We start from the raw sequence: 14,898 nt of genomic DNA, 5'->3' as shown, positions 1-14,898 counted from the left end.
AAGCATCGGCAGCAGCCCCTCCTCCGGGATACCCAGGCTCACGAAATACACGGCCCGCGGTGCGGGGCGGGCGGCGCTGTTCTGATCCGCCTGCGAGGCGGCAATTTCGTTCTGCAGCTGCGAGACCCGTTCCTGCTGCGCATCCGGCAGCGTGATATTCATGCCCTTCAGCTGGCTTTTGAACAGCTCCAGGTCGCGCTGCTGCTGCTTCATGTACGCCATGTCATTACCTGACACGACCGGCTGCTCTGCGGCATTCGCCATTTCTGCGCACAGAAGCGCGGCGCCAGCAAGCAGCGCCGTAATCAGAGGTTGTTTCATGGTGAGTCCTTACAGATAAACGCAGTTACGCTTTCGCCACATGAGGTAGCCGAAGTTCTTTTTCGTCGCCGGTGAGTTGTGTACCGAGCCCCAGAGCTGGGTCGTGGTGCCGAAAGGGTGGCAGTCGCTGGGTTCGGGGTACATATTGACCATCTGATAACGCCAGCGTGATTTCGGAATGATTGGGGACGGATACTGGTAGCACACAGCCACGTCCGCCCCGACCGTCTCCATCACCAGTCCCTCCCGGTGCAGCTTGAAGGCCATGCGCTCGCTGACCAGCAGCGAGGCTTCCAGCGGTGAAAACTCATTACTGGTGAAGCCCGTAAACGGATACATCGAACCCTGTGCGCCGGCGCACCAGAACAGCGGGTCCAGCGGCACGCCCGCCGTGGAGGCAATGGAGTCTGCAGCACACGCCCCCTGCGCCAGCAGGTTATTGAACAGCGCCACTTCCGGGTTCAGGATCATGGCCAGCGTGCTGTCGTTCCACAGCGGGTCAACCTCGGACAGATAGGCGATGTCCATGTCGCCGGTCTGCATGCAGCCCGTACTGGTGATGATGTTGAGCCAGTAAATCAGCGGATATTTGTACCAGTGAACGTGATAGAAGCTGCCGGGAGTAGGTGAGTCGCTCTGCCCGCCGCGTCCGGCACCGGTGCGGCCGAGGTTAATTTTAAAGCCGCCCATGTTCACCATGACGCCGGGTTCGCGCGTCACGTCCGTCAGCGCCAGCGGCTCCCAGAAGCCAATGGCCAGACCCAGCCGGTAGAAAATACCGTAGGGACACATCTGAATCGGCGAGGCGGGGTTCGGGGTGTCCGGATGCGCGCCTGATGCGAGCTGGATACTGCCCAGTGACATCGGGAACAGACACTTCCAGCAGACGTCGCTGATGGGGTTTACCCAGCGCCCGTCGCCGGCGTTGCTGGTCGCTGCCATGACAGGCTTCGCCATGATCCCTGCCGTGAGCAGGCACATTATGAGGAGGAAACGTTTCATGAGCCTCTGACCTCTGTTTTACTGCGGAGCCAGACGCATACCGGGCCGTCGTCCGTGTCGTGAATGCTGCCGGTAAACCAGCCTTCGCCCGCTGGCCCGGACGGCTCCCAGCGGCTGCAGTCACCGGTTTTCCGGAAGGCCTGCATCATCCAGTCCGGCGCGTCGTTTTCCATCCAGGTGAAGGCGGCCGCCAGGTTATGTGCGGTAAGCCAGGCCTCAAACTCGCCGGGCTGCGGATATTCATTGCCGTCAGCGGGCACGAAAAATTCAGGATGCGTCCAGCCGCCCCAGCGATCGCGCACGACCGGCTGAGCCGATATTTCAGCAGGGTGTGTCATAGGGTGAGATTCCGTAAAGACGGCAGCGGAACTGCCGGGGTCAGACGTTAAACGGGCCTGCCTGCGGGGTGCAGGCTGAGGCGTACCGCAGCAGCGCGAGGAACGAACAGCCTGCGCACTGCGGGCAGAAAAGGTGTTCAGGTGGCCGCAGCCACCCGGGGAGGATTTACTTCACCGCGCGGCACAGCCTGCCGGCGATAGTGTCGAGCTCACGGTCATAGCTGGCACGCTCGGCCGCACTGAGAAAGCCCTGCTGCTTTACGTAGCCTTCAGCATCTTTTCTGACCCGGTCTGCCTGCTGCCACAGCTGTTCAGACTGCGCTTCCGTCAGGTGACGCGCCTTGCGGGCATTACCGATATCGGCCTGCAGCACGTTAATGCGTACCGATATGTGCGCCTGAAGCGGGTCTTTAATACTTCCGCCGGTTTCCCCCTTCACTTCATGCTGAGCCTTTACATCGCATGACGGCCAGTCCTGCGTAAATGACGAAGCCGCGGTGGCATGGCCGGCCGCAAGCAGTAAAAGGCCGAATGTCATTTTTTTCATTGCCTGTATCCCTTTGTGTGAGTATTCACGCGCAGAATTATAGACCAGCCGCTGTCAGTCACGGCCCCGGGCCACTGTGAACCGTCACTGCATCCCGCATGTCGTTATCCTGTTGTCTCAGGACCGTGGTCGCGCCTGACAATGTACCAGCCGGCCGCTTCCGCTCCCCGCAGACAGCAATCGGTCCAGCTGCCGGTATAGTCATCCTGTTCGGCATCGCGCAGCATCGCCTCTGCAGCGTCGTCACTCTGGCGCGGGTTCAGATAGCGGGAACGCGCCTTTACGATGGCTATACCCACACGCGCCCGTACAGCATAAGGCAACGCAACCTTTGACCGCGGCTCGGTGCGAAGCGCAAAGCCTTCCGCCTCCAGCGCGCCGCGAAATGCCGCCAGCATGCACTGCCAGTAGTGGCTGTTCGCCTCATCAGCAGCCAGTTTTGCCATCTCGCGACTGCCAAACGGTGCCGGAGAGGGTGAGCCGTAAACAACGCGCATCGTATCCGGCCTCGCCGGAATCATTCGCCTTCCGGCCCTGACGATGACAATAGCCATCGCTATCAGAACGATGCAACCACCCACGGCTGGCAATTGTCCCGTAAACGCACGGATGCTTTCCGGCGCCAGTGAGAATTCGGCACGACATAAAGGTGGGGCTTGCACCGCCCATTCTGTCTGCATTACTGGCTCAGCGTGAGACTGAACAGACGACGCCACGACCGGTTCTGCAGAGAACGCCCCGTTACTCACCGGATGCTTTACAGAATCAGCCTGCATGTGCGCCCTCCCCTTCAGGTGCCGGCTGCATGCCGTGGCGGCGCATGATTTCACCCACGTCCTTATCCGTCAGGGAAGCCAGCACGATTTCCGACCGGACCTCTCCGCTGCACGCCATCAGCGTCTGCAGCGCGGCGCGCAGGATCACCGACTCTGAATAAAGCGGAAACTCGGCGGTCATGCGGCGAAGACCGGCTTTGTCGTCATCGTCCAGGCGCACCTGGGCGTTATGACGCTTTACTTTATGAGGCGCGGTCTGCCCCTGTGTGCTGTGACTCATTTCAGTGCCACCTCCTCTACCCGGAGCATCCTGTCCGCGCGCGTGATGCGCACCGGCGTGTGCTCAAAGCCGAATTTTGTTGTTAACGTACCGTACTGGTCGAAGTACACCGGCTCGTCCAGCGCGATGCTGCTGTCGTGCACGTTGCCCTTCACCAGGATGACCTTAAAGTTCTGCTGCCCCGCGAGCTGCGGCTTCAGCCACGCCATCTGCTGCGGATTGTCACCGTCCACGAAGTACAGCGTCTCGCTGAAGGCGACTTTATCCAGCGGATTAACTCTGTCGCCCGCACGCGCGATGACGTTGCCGCGCATGTCACGGATGGTTTCCCGCACCGTAAAGGTCGGGTCATACAGGAACGCGCGGTCCGTTTTCGCCGGCGTCAGCCCGGCCACCGGGGCCGGACGAACGGCATGGGCCTTCACCCGGGCCTCCGCCTCACGCTGCAGGCGGTCCATCTCGCCGCTGTCCTCCATGCCCTGCAGGCGCTGACCGATAAAGGTCAGCAGGTCCGGCTCGGCGATCGGGAACAGGTGGCCGATGGTCCCGAGCTCTTTTGCCTGCACGGGCTGAGCAACCACTGCAGCGAGCAGAACAACCGCTGTGGCGAGTTGCCTCATGGCGCCCCCTGCATCTGCCGGGCAATATCGGCCTGAATGACCGGGGTGATATCGGTGACGCCGGCAACCACCGCGCCCTTCACCAGAACGACGCCGCCATGTGCGGCCTGCCAGTCAGACAGGCTGGCGTCCAGCGCGGCGCCAAAGCGCTTCGTCAGCGTTTCCAGCGCCCCCTTTTCCACCGGCTGCTGCGCCGTCTGCTGCCGGAATGTGTCGATGGTGCCTTTCATGTCGAACACCACGTAATCGGGCTGTACGGCCCTGGCAACCAGCGCACTGACGCCGGCGCTTGTCGTGATGACCAGCACGGCGAACGCCGCCAGCCGGACGCCGCGGCTGCGCATCAGTCGCGCAGCCGCGGTCACGCGAGCGCCGTCACTTATGCTATCCTCGGTTTCTGTGGCCACCTGCTGAGGCGGCTGTCTTTCTTCCTGCATCGTTAATTCCTCTTTTAAGCAGTGGTCAGTCCGGCCCAGCGCTCCAGCTCCTGCATCTCGGCCTGGTACATGTACGGCTCGCAGGCCAGCAGGTACGCGGCCTCTTCGCTGGTCGCCCCGGCCTTCTGCGCCTCCGTCATGTACTGATAGTCTTCCCCGCGGGTGCTGAACATGGCGCGCGTGACCGGGTCAACAAAGACGCGGTGGAACGAGCTGTTTTCGCCCGTTGAGATCATCACCGAGCTGAAGCCGGTATCGCGCGCGGGCTGGAACCCGCGGATGACCTGCGTTTCAACTTCGCTGAACTGATCCGGGTTGGAGTTGAGGTAGGTTTTGAATGCCTTCGCCTCCTGCAGCAGGGTTACTTTGGTGCCCGAACAGTCCCATGCCGCCGCCGCAGCCGGCGGTGCCGCCTGGTCTTTGGTGCCGGTAAAGTCCTTGATGCCCTGCGTGATGGTGATGAATGCCCCGCGATGGCGGCGAACCGTACGGTAGCCGGTTTCGATAAAGCGGGCCGCGTGCGGGTTAGAGCCGCTGAACAGGCGCCAGGCCTCATCGATAATGGCGACCTTCTTCAGGCTGCGCGGCGAGTGGTACATCTTTTCCTGAATCGCCAGAATCAGCGAGTACAGGATGGCGGAGAGCAGGTGCGGCTGGTTCTCCAGGCTCAGCAGCTCCAGTACGGCAAAGCGCGTGTCGCCGTCGAGCGTCGGCTTGTCCGAATTGAAGTAGTCGCCGTTGGCTCCCCACGTGCACCAGCGGTCCAGCAGCAGCACCAGCTCGTTGATGCGGTTCATGATGGTCGGCTGCTGGCCATATTCCTCTTTCACTGCCGCCGACTTCATGTACAGCACCACGTCATCGATACGCGCGGTGTTCTGCTTCGCCTCGTATGCCGCCACCACGCCTTTGAGCAGGATGGTTTCGCTGACCTTATCCAGCGGTTCGTTAGGGCTGGCCAGAACGGTCAGCAGGCCCTGAATGCCCTCGGCGGATTCTTTAATGTCCCGCACGTTGGCGAACGGGTTAAAGCGCAGCGTCGCGCCATCCAGATAGGCCCCGCCCGCCTGCCGGCAGAAGTTCTTATAGCTGCCCCCCATGTCGATAACCCAGCCGAAGCCGCCGGCGTTCAGCACCTGCCGCAGGATTTCCTGTATGAAGAAGCTCTTCCCCGCCCCGGTGGTGCCGGTCACCGCGATGTTAAAGTTGGTGGCCCCGTTGCTTTCGCTGAACATGTCAAAAAAGGCCAGCGCGTTGCGATAGGTCGGCAGCGGGCTGCCCGATGCCGCCATCTGCCGCTCGGCCACGACCGGCATGAGGTTGACGGCGTTGAAGCTCTTGCAGCGCAGGGTGGCATTCATGTGCTTCATGTCGTCCCACAGCCCTTCCTGCATCACGAACGGCAGCGAGGTCATCCAGTTGCGCAGCTGCTGATAGCGGGGTGCGGACATTTCCAGGTCATTTTTGCGGAACACGTTGATGGCGGAGAGTTCACAGCGCTGCTGTTCGCTGTCGCTGTCGGGCGTAAACAGCGTCAGGTTGAGGTTAAAGCTGCACATGGCGATTTCGTTGCTGGCAAGCCCCATACGCAGGTCGCGCCACTCCTCATAGGTGCGCTGCGTATTCGGGAACATTTTGCCGTAGGAGGAGTTGGCCTTCTTGCCCATGTCCTGCTCCTTACGGAACGCCTCATTCTGGCTGCTCACCTGCTCCTCCACGCAGATGGTCCAGCTCAGCAGAAACGGACAGGGAATACCTAAATCCGGGAAGCGCATGTTCTGCAGATTGTCCGCCGCCTGCCAGAGTGCAAACTGCTTCGGCACCTTCGTCAGCTGCATGTTCACGATGCGCGTGCTGACCACCGCGCTGTCGCTACTGTCGCTGACCGCCCGGTCACCCTGCTGCCGCGCGGTGGTCAGCTTCAGGTGATCCGGATGAACCTCCATTTCTGTACTGGTGTCCACGCACTGGCGGTGCAGCTCCTGCTCCGGGTTCCAGTGCTCGCTGCCGGCACTGACCTGCCCCGGCCTGTAATTCAGCTGCTCGCGGATGACGGATAAAAACTCATTCGGTCCCACGCGACGCGTGTCCATGTGGGCGGCCAGCATCGAGACGCGGAGCGTTTCGCGTACCTGCGCCACCGCGTCCATCGACCTGATGCCGCCGGTGCCGGGGTGTGCATACACCAGGAACACGCGGTAGTTACGCAGGTACAGCGGGTACTCGCGCTCGTTGGCCAGGCCCTTCAGCGCAGAGCGCTCCCAGAAGGCTTTGGTGATGGCGTTGAGGCGCGGCGCCATGTCACCCTTCCACATGTCCCGGCTCAGCCCGTTCTCCAGCATGTCGCCCACGCACTTGCTGGCCACCATCAGCACCGTGACGGGCGTTTTACGGGGCAGCTTTTTACGCAGCAGGTCATCGAGCGCCTGTACCACCTGCTGATTTGCGCCGGCAAGCGGCGCGACTTCCATAATGAAGCCGACCGAGCGGCTGTTGATGAACAGCTCAGACTTCTCATCAAATTCGCGCCACGGCAGCAGGGTGGTCAGCGACGGGTAGCTGAAGCTCTCCTGCAGCCTCTGGCGCGCCTGTTTTGCGCCGCCCTCATCCCGGCTGCTGCTGAAAATACCGGTGAGGTGATCGATAACGTTATTGATCATGCTGGCCTCCGGCGCGCTCTGTTTTCAGCACGGCCTTTATCAGGGCAGGGAAGAGTGCGGACTTTCCGGTGCCCGGCGTACTTTGCGCAAAGACGTGTCCGTAACCGGGCGCATCCGCGAACATCAGCCCGGGCCGGACCCGGTGATGCAGCGCTGCAGCGGACGATGCGGATGCCGGCCGTTCATGCGCGCTGCTGAATGAAAAACGCTTTTTCATTACTCGCCCTCGCTGATTACGCGAAAGTCTTCGTCCCAGCGGGACTTCTCTTTCACGAACTCCACCACGGCAGGCTGATGAAAGCTGTCCTGCTCATCCACCCAGGGCGCAATCCACAGGCGCTGCGTCGCATCCGGGATGCGGCGGGCGTCCACCTGGCCCGGTCCGCTGTAGTCACCCGGGACCACGGGACCGGTGGCACCGGTACGGACCGGCACCGTGGATGCCTGCAGGCTGTCTGCGGTCGCGCCCTGCCCCTTAACCGGACGCGGGGCAAGTGTTGCCACGCTTACCGGGCGGTAAGGGCTGACGGCGGGCTTCACGTTGCCGGGCGTCGCCAGCGCCTCAGCGGCAGGCTTTGGGCCGGCCTCCTTAGCTGCCGTCAGGTCGTCCAGGCTCTGATGCTTTGATGCCAGCCTGCTGGCATCGGACATCGACAGGCACTGGTCGGTCGCGGTCTTATTACAGTCAAAATCAGAGTTCATGCCGGCGCAGCCGGTCAGCGCAGCGCACAGCAGTGCGCACGCAAAAAGTTTCTGCATGGTGGAATCCTCAGTGGCGGCCGGGCCGCAATGGGTCAGGGAGATAAACGTGCGGGTCAATCGGGTGGTGCAGGTTGCCCTGGTGAAGGCACTAAAAAACGGGTTCAGCCGGTATGTTTACCTTTCATGAAGGCGTTGACCGTCTGCAGGTCCTTAAGCGCATCCTCGCTCATAACGGGAGGGCTGCTGACTACGGGTATGTTTTTTACCGGCGATTTTGTGCGTACCCAGACGTCTGCGCGCGGTGTGCCCGGTGAGACCTGATGAATGACGTCAGCGATGTACGCCGCCAGCTGCTCAATCGTGAGGTCTGTGAGCGCGGACAGGTGCCCGGAATTCTCAGCCATCGGGCGTACTGCCGCATCCGACACCGGGCGGGTGTTAAGCTTTTCAAGCCGGAACAGCATATTACCGGCAGGGTGAGAGACGCGGATGAATAACGCATCCGGCTCCGGTGTCTTTTTATCCTGAATCATCAAAACCTCCGTTACGCTGGAGAGTGTGTTACGTCACCTGAGCCGGCGACCGAATCAGGTGCGCCGGCAGATACTACCCGGCGGCATTCGGCATCAGGCCCGGCACTGTCAGACGCCAGACGCTGACAGACCATATCGATTTCGGTCAGCATAGCGGCCAGCCGGCAGCTGCTCGCCTGTGCCTGCCAGGCGCGCCGGTAACGAAGCCGCAGCGCACAGAGCCGGATATGCTGTTCACGCTGGCTGTGTTCAGTCATCTTCACTTACCCCTTCTTCAGGCTGACGTTCAGTAAAGGCAAAATCACGCCGGGCGGGTTTAAACACGGCCCCGGTCTCTTTTTCAAGCCAGAGCTCGAGTACGGGTACCTCAATAAAACCGGCCTCTTTAACTCCCTGCTGCAGCTCGTGCCAGGCAGGAAGGTCAAGAGGCGTGTACCCCTCAAGCCTGATGGCTATCAGGTCCTGCCAGTTCAGCGGCTCCCGCAGGCGTCTGATAACAGCCGCTGCAGCAATGAATACGGGTATAACCAGTGCCCGGCCCGCCCACACTGAGTCTGCTGCGTATTCACGCCAGAGCACAGCAAACGCCAGACCGGCAAGCACACAGGTCGCCAGCGTGCCGCCATACGGCAGATGGCGACTCTTCCAGCAGGCCACCAGGTATCGTATCTGCGACAGTTGCCGGCGACGTTTCTTCTGAGCTGTTAACATCATGCGACTGACTCCTTTGGGAAAATGAGCGGTTAATTGCTCGTGCACAATCGGACCGGCTAAATCAGTTATATGGCGTTAAGCAGCGTCAGGAGCAGCGTAAAAAAGTACCCGACACCGGTGGTTAAGCCTGTCATGAATAAAATATCTTTGGCGTCGGGTACCGGCATCGCCCAGAACCACACCCCCCAGACAACATAAAATGCCGCCAGTATCAGCCAGCACGCTGCCATCGCACAGAAGGTCGCGCCCGCCAGTTCCCTGAAAAGGTACGCCAGCAGAACAATAACGGGAGACGCGAACAGGGCCAGCCGCCAGACCTGCCAGCCCGGAAAACCCGGGAAGCCGGACAGCCCCTCACGCATCGTCAGAGCGGATACGGTGAAATTCGCCGCCAGCGTGACTGCAATCAGAATCACAAACAGGTGCTCTGTGCTGTCCGGGTGAAGCCATCGTTTAATCAGCGCCTTCATGCTGCCTCCTGCCCGCGGGCGATGATGTGAAAGCGCATGTGGCTTTCAACAGGCACACGGACCTGCCGGTTCATCAGCGTCAGCAGCAGGATAGCCCGCTTCGTGCCGTCAGGTTCGCACCACACCGCCTCAAGTCCTTCAAACGCGCCATCCTCAATCATGATGCGGTCTCCGTTACACGGTGCGTCCGTTGTCAGCGGCGCACCTTCCCATCCCTCCGCCAGCAGTTCAATGACGTCGTCCGGCACCACGCAGGGCAGGCCGCCGAAGCTGATGAGCGTGGAGATCCCGCGCGTACCTTTGATGGCAGTGGTATGCACCACCTCCGGATCGAAGCGCACAAACAGATACCCGGGAAAAAGCGGCTGCGGCGTAACAGCCCGGACCCTGCCATTACGCAGCCTTACCTGTGAAAATTCCGGCAGCAGGCAGGTGACGCCCTGCTCTTCCAGCTGCTGCTGCGCACGTTTTTCCTGGGCGTATCGTGTCTGTGCCACATACCATTGCATCATTATTAATTCCTCTACTGTGGGATGGTGTCGCCGAGGCGCAGCTGGCTGGCCTGACGCAGAACTTCGTCAGGATTCAGAACAGGCGCACTGCCATTACTGTTGCTGACTGCCGGTGCAGTTGCTGAGGCCTGCTGCACGGCGGCCTGCGGAGCCTCCTGCTTCACCTTTTCAGCTTCGGCATCCTCAATCGTTTCCAGACGGAAGCCCTGCTGGAACACCACCGTCACCGCATTACCGGCGCCGATATCAATCACCGGGTGATACTGCTCGGCACGTTTAATCCAGTACTGACTCAGCGTGTCCGCCGCCTTGCTGGCACCGCCACCGAGCCCCTGCCTGAAGATGTCACCGGCGCCAACTGAGGCACTGCCACCCAGCCCGACCGTTGGCGTGGCGGCAGACTGGATACCTTCACCGAAGCCGGACAGCAGGCCGGCGGCACCGGCATTGGCGACAATGGCGCCGTTACGCATCACCGGCTTGCCGCGGATGCCCACCTTGCCCTGGAAGGACACGTGCCCGTCGAACGGCATATCGATATGCTTGCCGTTATCCAGGATGCAGCTGATGTTTTTGGTGCGAACCTCGCCACGCTCGCTGGAGATGTCACCGTACATTTCTCCGGTCACGCGGCACTGGTCCATGTTCCAGGTCTTCCCGTTAGGCATGGAGACCTCGCCGAGCAGGGTGATGACCACCGGCGAGGTATTCTGCTGACCGGTCACGCTGGCGTTGGCGTCAGCGCCCTCAATCATCGTGGCCTCGGAAAAGGAGCCGGAAGGTATCCAGGGAAGCTTTGTCTTTTTCCCGGTAAGCGCAGCGTAGGTGAAGGTTTCACGGCTCAGACCGCCAGGACGCACCGTACCGGTGCCGGGATAGAAGGCCTGCCCCTGCGGCGGGTAAAACTGTCCTCCCTGCCCTCTGGCCGGTCCGCTGCCCGGACTGTTGATGCTCCACTGCGCCGGACCGGACTGCCCGGCGGAGACCGGTGCATTAACAGGGGTGGCTCCGGCCGCCGGTGTGGTGGCGGCAGGACCGTTTGCCGGCCGGCCCGCCTGCTGCGTCTGCAGCTGACTGATTGCGTCTGCCATCGTGTTGAGCTTCTTCTGCAGCTCCTCATTCTGGCTTTTCAGCGTGTCTGCCAGCGCCCCGAGGTTGTGCTCAAGGCCGGCGGTCTTGTTCTGCTGCTGCTGCAGCGCGGAGGTGGCCACCCCTTCAGTAAAGGACGTGTTCACAAGGCTGCCGGTCAGGTTCGGTGCAGCCTTCGGCGCGGGACGGTTCAGCTCCGCCTGATGGTGTGAGTACGCCCAGATGCCCCCGCCCACGGCCAGCATGACCGCAGCAGCCACGCCGGCAATCACCCACTGGCGCCGGCGCGTGGCGGTGTTGATGTTGCTCATGACCCGCCCTCCGCGTCAGTGGAGAAAATCACCCACACGAAGCCTTCGCCGCTTGCATACAGGGTGCGGGTTGAGAGCATTACCGCCCGCACGCCCTTCAGCCAGAACTGTTTCTCACTCAGCGACCGCGTCACGTAGCCGGTGTTTTTCATGCGGTATCGCATCACCCGCAGGTGGGAGCCGGCAAGCTGACGCTCAGGTGTCAGCAGCACGCCCGCAGGCGGGTTATACGCAGGACCGCGCGAGGCCTTCACCTCGGTGTAGTTCTCCGGCACCCCGCCGCTGACCACGCTGCGCGCAACGCTTACCAGCGTTTTCTGGAAGGGCTGACTTTCCTCCCAGACCTTCGCGTCCGGGTTAGGCTTCAGTGGCACATCGGCCGGTATCAGGTGCAGCGTGCGGCCGTTACCGGGTTTGGGTGACACGTCGATCGAAACACCTACGCCGCCGGCCGTTTCCAGGAAGATGGTGAAGTCCTGACCGGTCTGTGGCGTAATCAGCAGCGCGCCGTCGGCGGTGTTGCTTTTGAGGTAGGCATTTTCCGGACCGGTGATGCCGGTAATCAGCTCGCCGTCGATAATGATTTTGTTAGGACTGGTATTGCTCATCTGCGCCTTAAGATGCGCATTATTCTCAAACGGGGTCCCGGCCGGGCCGGGTACGGCGGCCTGCCCGGCGGCAGGCAGCAGCGCCAGCGCGCCGGCAACGGCCAGGGCGGAAAGGGTCTTTTTCATCGGTTCAGTCCTGTTGCGGGCGGCGTTCAGGTTGAGTCCAGGGCACCTCGGGGAAGGCCGTCAGGCGGATAAGGCCGTCCACGTAGTGCACGCTGAGCCGGTAGGCTTTACTGGCATCCGGAAGCGAAATGTTCAGGTTACCGTTGGTGGTGCTCGCGCTCAGCGTGCCCTGCACGGTGATGTCACCGGTGGTGGAGTCGGTGATTTCGTCATCGATGCGGAACACAGAAGAGACGCCGTTGTTTTTGATGTACTCAGCTTCGGCGGCGAGCTGCTTTTTCATGTCGTCACGGTATTCAGCGGGAACGAAGCGCAGCAGGGCGGCGTGCTGGCTGTCCACGGTTTCAGGCGTGACGGAAAGGCGGAGGTTGACGAAAGAGCGCACCAGCATGCCGTTTAAGGCCGCGTCTCCGGAGGCGGAATCGGAGACGAACGGGCGGTCAAACATCATCGGGGTGGTCAGGGTCTTCTGCTTTTTTGCAAAGTGCCACGCCAGCGCGCCGGTGACGACGTTGCTGACGGCGAGAATAAACACGAGCAGCGAAAGTGCGCACAGGGCCAGAATGATTACCCGGTTGCGCCCCTCCCGGACCTGATACTTCATAGCGTTATCCTTTTAATAAGCGCCATCCGGAGATGGCGCGTGGGTTACTGCATCCAGTGCCGGTTGCCCGAGTCGGGCACGCGGCGGAACTGCAGCCGGAGCAGCGCGGTCGGCAGGTACCAGTAAAGAAGATTCATGAGCCACCAGGTGCCCTGTCCCTTCTTCAGATGGCGGACTAACAGCCAGAGCGCGCCCGCCACAATCAGCATCACAATGAACATGTCGCTGAAAAAACCGATGACGCCGCACGCAATGATGAGCACGGCCTCCTCTGTGGGGAGTCCGGCTAAACGTTTCTGCTGATTGAGGGTTTCCGGGAACTGGTACTGAAGCGATTCCCTGTCCATGACGGGATTAGCCGGCGAGGCTGAAGAAGACGCGGGTGATAACGATGAGGAACGGGATGCCGCCGACCAGAATCATCGGGTTACGCACCTTGATGTAGGCGCCCACGGAAAGAATGATTTCAGCGATGTACAGCCCCCACTCCACGGTACTGCCATGACCAAACGTATCCTTGGCATCCTGCTTCTGCGTGGCCAGCAGGTCAGTCGCACCGGCCAGATGCGGCAGAGCAAACACGGCAATGGCAAGGCAGGCCAGCAGAACGTTAGCGCGGTAACGGTGAATCAGGGTAAAGGCGCGTCGTGCGATGCCGATAAGTCCCTGTGCCGCCGTTCCGCTGCGCGGCGGGCAGGCTTCCGCAGACCCCTGCACCAGTGCAGGGTGTGACGTGACAACTTTCATGTGTAAAACCCTCGATTTGAGTTAAAGAAATGTCAGTGTGCGTAAACAGACGTAACGCGCCGTAAGTGTACATTTTCTCAAAAAAAAAAAATCTGTGACGCATGTCACACTTTTAAGGACTCTCATGCATTTTTTTAGGATTAATCCTTAAATGCGGTGGCGTACGCTTGCTGCCTGTCCGGTTGAACTCCTGAAGGCGGTTCTGAAGCATGAAAGTGAAAGAGAGTATGGGCGACGGTCGCGGCCGTCCGAGGAAATATGCCAGAGGAGAAATGCAGTACCGGAAATTATGGCTGCCGGAAAATCTCCTGATGGAACTGCGCGTGGCGGCTCGCGTCAGGCGATATACCACTAACGATGAAATTATCAGCCGGCTTATTGCGTCGATGCACTTCTCGCCACGCAGGCATATTATAAAAACGGACGAGGGTCAGCGGCTGGTTGCGCTGGCGAGGATGTTCGACGAGTTTATTCAGTCCAGGCTGGATGTTATCCGTGAAGAATATCAGCCGGATGAGTCGATGCGTGCGGAAAAGAAACCGTTCGTTCCGGGAAAGAATCGTGCATTCAGCAGCAGCTTTCCCGAAAATCTGCGACGGGATATGGAAATCAGCGCCCGCTTTAACCGCCGGAGCATGAATATGGAAATACAGGAACGCCTGCTGGACTCACTGAATTATTTAACGGAGCAGCAGCTGCCGGAGAATGAAGAGGTCAGGCGACTGCGGGAGCTGGCGATATTATTTGACGAGTTCATTCTGGAAAAGGTTGTTGTGGCAGAAAACCCATTGTCAGATAAAAAACCGGGGACGTGAGTCAGTTACCTGACCCCACACGCGGTTATAAAAACAGTTTCAGATAACATTTCTTTTTTCACCTCACAGCAAAGGTTCGCGTGTTGTTACGGCTGTACGGGTCAGCCGGCCCGTACAGCGCTGGCTAAACCTGCCCTGAAAAGAAATGAATAAAACAGGCATATAAATAAACGAGCCCGCAGAATGGTTCGGTTCGAGAATGAAAGTTATTCTGAAAAAAACCCTCCCGTCCCGCGCAGATTGCAATATAACTGCCGCGGTGCAGTCTCTGCCGTTATGCGCTGCTCAGCTTGTGATGTCACATCCACAACGAAAGCATAAGGCGTTAATAACAGACAGGATGAGATATTACGCTGTGTAAAGTCAGCGGGCTGTGTAAAGTCAGCGGGCTGTGTAAAGTCAGCGGGCTGAGTAACGACACCAGAAGGAATTAACCGGACGTGACACTGACAGGGAGATTGGTGCTGAGGCTGAAGTGACGCCGGTAATAAATTACTCAGTGGGGATTTATTACCGGTAATGTAACGGGTCAGTTAATTCTGTTCTTCCTTGATAAAATGTTTACTTTCCGCTTTATCCTCTGCGGTGCTCATTCCCGTCAGGTTCTGGTCAATCATCTCCTCAAGCGCCTGCGGCCCGGACTCACCGCGGATATGCAGATACATTTCCGTCAGCATCGCCATCAT

General features: G+C 60.1%; 21 protein-coding genes and 1 pseudogene. 1 reads left to right on the top strand and 21 read right to left on the bottom strand.

The features are described 5' to 3' along the window. The 21 genes and pseudogenes from IBT54_RS24505 to IBT54_RS24405 form a co-directional block, all read right to left on the bottom strand. Positions 1-321, bottom strand: a pseudogene (locus IBT54_RS24505) (type-F conjugative transfer system pilin assembly protein TrbC); the annotation flags it as partial. Positions 322-330: 9 nt separating this feature from the next. Continuing rightward, positions 331-1,323: a conjugal transfer pilus assembly protein TraU gene (traU, locus tag IBT54_RS24500; protein WP_167433418.1), complete on the bottom strand. Its 993-nt coding sequence runs from the start codon at positions 1,321-1,323 to the stop codon at positions 331-333. Continuing rightward, positions 1,320-1,661 (bottom strand): hypothetical protein, encoded by a 342-nt coding sequence (locus IBT54_RS24495; protein WP_167433417.1) that lies wholly within the window; start codon positions 1,659-1,661, stop codon positions 1,320-1,322. The genes traU and IBT54_RS24495 overlap by 4 nt, the downstream gene beginning before the upstream one ends. A 166-nt stretch (positions 1,662-1,827) precedes the next feature. Continuing rightward, positions 1,828-2,208, bottom strand: coding sequence for a hypothetical protein (locus IBT54_RS24490; RefSeq protein WP_201253269.1), 381 nt, complete (start codon positions 2,206-2,208; stop codon positions 1,828-1,830). A 104-nt stretch (positions 2,209-2,312) separates the two neighbouring features. Next, positions 2,313-2,984: a hypothetical protein gene (locus IBT54_RS24485; RefSeq protein WP_201253268.1), complete on the bottom strand. Its 672-nt coding sequence runs from the start codon at positions 2,982-2,984 to the stop codon at positions 2,313-2,315. Further along, a complete protein-coding gene (locus IBT54_RS24480; RefSeq protein WP_167432478.1) occupies positions 2,974-3,264 on the bottom strand; it encodes a hypothetical protein in 291 nt (96 codons plus the stop codon). Before IBT54_RS24480 ends, IBT54_RS24485 begins: the two co-directional genes overlap by 11 nt. Next, on the bottom strand, positions 3,261-3,884 hold the full coding sequence (gene traW / locus IBT54_RS24475; protein ID WP_201253267.1) for a type-F conjugative transfer system protein TraW: 624 nt from the start codon (positions 3,882-3,884) through the stop codon (positions 3,261-3,263). The genes IBT54_RS24480 and traW overlap by 4 nt, the downstream gene beginning before the upstream one ends. Continuing rightward, positions 3,881-4,321, bottom strand: a complete 441-nt coding sequence (locus IBT54_RS24470) for a TrbI F-type domain-containing protein (RefSeq protein ID WP_201253266.1) — start codon at positions 4,319-4,321, stop codon at positions 3,881-3,883. Before IBT54_RS24470 ends, traW begins: the two co-directional genes overlap by 4 nt. A gap of 14 nt (positions 4,322-4,335) precedes the next feature. Next, positions 4,336-6,981: a type IV secretion system protein TraC gene (traC, locus tag IBT54_RS24465; protein ID WP_201253265.1), complete on the bottom strand. Its 2,646-nt coding sequence runs from the start codon at positions 6,979-6,981 to the stop codon at positions 4,336-4,338. Next, the gene (locus IBT54_RS24460) at positions 6,971-7,198 is read right to left on the bottom strand and encodes a hypothetical protein (RefSeq protein WP_201253264.1); all 228 of its coding nucleotides are present in this window, start codon (positions 7,196-7,198) and stop codon (positions 6,971-6,973) included. The genes traC and IBT54_RS24460 overlap by 11 nt, the downstream gene beginning before the upstream one ends. Next, positions 7,198-7,740 (bottom strand): type IV conjugative transfer system lipoprotein TraV, encoded by a 543-nt coding sequence (traV, locus tag IBT54_RS24455; protein WP_201253263.1) that lies wholly within the window; start codon positions 7,738-7,740, stop codon positions 7,198-7,200. The genes IBT54_RS24460 and traV overlap by 1 nt, the downstream gene beginning before the upstream one ends. Before the next feature lie 104 nt (positions 7,741-7,844). Beyond that, positions 7,845-8,216 carry a hypothetical protein gene (locus IBT54_RS24450; RefSeq protein ID WP_201253262.1) on the bottom strand — a complete coding sequence of 124 codons (372 nt, stop codon included), beginning with the start codon at positions 8,214-8,216 and terminating at the stop codon, positions 7,845-7,847. A gap of 11 nt (positions 8,217-8,227) precedes the next feature. After that, on the bottom strand, positions 8,228-8,473 hold the full coding sequence (locus tag IBT54_RS24445) for a hypothetical protein (RefSeq protein ID WP_201253261.1): 246 nt from the start codon (positions 8,471-8,473) through the stop codon (positions 8,228-8,230). Beyond that, positions 8,466-8,930: a hypothetical protein gene (locus tag IBT54_RS24440; RefSeq protein ID WP_201253260.1), complete on the bottom strand. Its 465-nt coding sequence runs from the start codon at positions 8,928-8,930 to the stop codon at positions 8,466-8,468. The genes IBT54_RS24445 and IBT54_RS24440 overlap by 8 nt, the downstream gene beginning before the upstream one ends. Before the next feature lie 65 nt (positions 8,931-8,995). Then, positions 8,996-9,400 carry a hypothetical protein gene (locus IBT54_RS24435; protein WP_201253259.1) on the bottom strand — a complete coding sequence of 135 codons (405 nt, stop codon included), beginning with the start codon at positions 9,398-9,400 and terminating at the stop codon, positions 8,996-8,998. After that, positions 9,397-9,912: a transcription/translation regulatory transformer protein RfaH gene (rfaH, locus tag IBT54_RS24430; RefSeq protein ID WP_201253258.1), complete on the bottom strand. Its 516-nt coding sequence runs from the start codon at positions 9,910-9,912 to the stop codon at positions 9,397-9,399. Before rfaH ends, IBT54_RS24435 begins: the two co-directional genes overlap by 4 nt. 11 nt (positions 9,913-9,923) lie before the next feature. Further along, positions 9,924-11,312 carry an F-type conjugal transfer pilus assembly protein TraB gene (gene traB, locus IBT54_RS24425; protein ID WP_201253257.1) on the bottom strand — a complete coding sequence of 463 codons (1,389 nt, stop codon included), beginning with the start codon at positions 11,310-11,312 and terminating at the stop codon, positions 9,924-9,926. Further along, positions 11,309-12,046, bottom strand: a complete 738-nt coding sequence (traK, locus tag IBT54_RS24420; RefSeq protein ID WP_201253256.1) for an F-type conjugal transfer protein TraK — start codon at positions 12,044-12,046, stop codon at positions 11,309-11,311. Before traK ends, traB begins: the two co-directional genes overlap by 4 nt. A gap of 4 nt (positions 12,047-12,050) precedes the next feature. Beyond that, complete coding sequence (locus IBT54_RS24415; RefSeq protein ID WP_201253255.1) at positions 12,051-12,650, bottom strand: TraE/TraK family type IV conjugative transfer system protein; 600 nt, start codon at positions 12,648-12,650, stop codon at positions 12,051-12,053. A 44-nt stretch (positions 12,651-12,694) separates the two neighbouring features. Further along, entirely contained in the window at positions 12,695-12,997 is a 303-nt protein-coding gene (gene traL, locus IBT54_RS24410) for a type IV conjugative transfer system protein TraL (protein ID WP_167432491.1), read from the bottom strand. Positions 12,998-13,004: 7 nt separating this feature from the next. Continuing rightward, positions 13,005-13,397 (bottom strand): conjugal transfer protein TraA, encoded by a 393-nt coding sequence (locus IBT54_RS24405; protein WP_201253254.1) that lies wholly within the window; start codon positions 13,395-13,397, stop codon positions 13,005-13,007. Between the two features lie 209 nt (positions 13,398-13,606). Here IBT54_RS24405 and IBT54_RS24400 point away from each other — a divergent pair, with 209 nt between their 5' ends. Beyond that, on the top strand, positions 13,607-14,212 hold the full coding sequence (locus IBT54_RS24400; RefSeq protein WP_201253253.1) for a hypothetical protein: 606 nt from the start codon (positions 13,607-13,609) through the stop codon (positions 14,210-14,212). Positions 14,213-14,898: the final 686 nt, after the last annotated feature.

This window comes from Pantoea sp. S62 (genome assembly GCF_016658625.1).
Taxonomy (GTDB): Bacteria; Pseudomonadota; Gammaproteobacteria; order Enterobacterales; family Enterobacteriaceae; genus Pantoea; species Pantoea vagans.
The sequence above is the reverse complement of the archived record's forward strand: the minus strand, read 5'-3'. Positions and strand labels throughout refer to the sequence as shown.

Coding starts and splice junctions, on each gene's coding strand:
- traU (WP_167433418.1), bottom strand. CDS start 1,323: ATGAAACGTTTCCTCCTCATAATGTGCCTGCTCACGGCAGGGATCATG.
- IBT54_RS24495 (WP_167433417.1), bottom strand. CDS start 1,661: ATGACACACCCTGCTGAAATATCGGCTCAGCCGGTCGTGCGCGATCGC.
- IBT54_RS24490 (WP_201253269.1), bottom strand. CDS start 2,208: ATGAAAAAAATGACATTCGGCCTTTTACTGCTTGCGGCCGGCCATGCC.
- IBT54_RS24485 (WP_201253268.1), bottom strand. CDS start 2,984: ATGCAGGCTGATTCTGTAAAGCATCCGGTGAGTAACGGGGCGTTCTCT.
- IBT54_RS24480 (WP_167432478.1), bottom strand. CDS start 3,264: ATGAGTCACAGCACACAGGGGCAGACCGCGCCTCATAAAGTAAAGCGT.
- traW (WP_201253267.1), bottom strand. CDS start 3,884: ATGAGGCAACTCGCCACAGCGGTTGTTCTGCTCGCTGCAGTGGTTGCT.
- IBT54_RS24470 (WP_201253266.1), bottom strand. CDS start 4,321: ATGCAGGAAGAAAGACAGCCGCCTCAGCAGGTGGCCACAGAAACCGAG.
- traC (WP_201253265.1), bottom strand. CDS start 6,981: ATGATCAATAACGTTATCGATCACCTCACCGGTATTTTCAGCAGCAGC.
- IBT54_RS24460 (WP_201253264.1), bottom strand. CDS start 7,198: ATGAAAAAGCGTTTTTCATTCAGCAGCGCGCATGAACGGCCGGCATCC.
- traV (WP_201253263.1), bottom strand. CDS start 7,740: ATGCAGAAACTTTTTGCGTGCGCACTGCTGTGCGCTGCGCTGACCGGC.
- IBT54_RS24450 (WP_201253262.1), bottom strand. CDS start 8,216: ATGATTCAGGATAAAAAGACACCGGAGCCGGATGCGTTATTCATCCGC.
- IBT54_RS24445 (WP_201253261.1), bottom strand. CDS start 8,473: ATGACTGAACACAGCCAGCGTGAACAGCATATCCGGCTCTGTGCGCTG.
- IBT54_RS24440 (WP_201253260.1), bottom strand. CDS start 8,930: ATGATGTTAACAGCTCAGAAGAAACGTCGCCGGCAACTGTCGCAGATA.
- IBT54_RS24435 (WP_201253259.1), bottom strand. CDS start 9,400: ATGAAGGCGCTGATTAAACGATGGCTTCACCCGGACAGCACAGAGCAC.
- rfaH (WP_201253258.1), bottom strand. CDS start 9,912: ATGATGCAATGGTATGTGGCACAGACACGATACGCCCAGGAAAAACGT.
- traB (WP_201253257.1), bottom strand. CDS start 11,312: ATGAGCAACATCAACACCGCCACGCGCCGGCGCCAGTGGGTGATTGCC.
- traK (WP_201253256.1), bottom strand. CDS start 12,046: ATGAAAAAGACCCTTTCCGCCCTGGCCGTTGCCGGCGCGCTGGCGCTG.
- IBT54_RS24415 (WP_201253255.1), bottom strand. CDS start 12,650: ATGAAGTATCAGGTCCGGGAGGGGCGCAACCGGGTAATCATTCTGGCC.
- traL (WP_167432491.1), bottom strand. CDS start 12,997: ATGGACAGGGAATCGCTTCAGTACCAGTTCCCGGAAACCCTCAATCAG.
- IBT54_RS24405 (WP_201253254.1), bottom strand. CDS start 13,397: ATGAAAGTTGTCACGTCACACCCTGCACTGGTGCAGGGGTCTGCGGAA.
- IBT54_RS24400 (WP_201253253.1), top strand. CDS start 13,607: ATGAAAGTGAAAGAGAGTATGGGCGACGGTCGCGGCCGTCCGAGGAAA.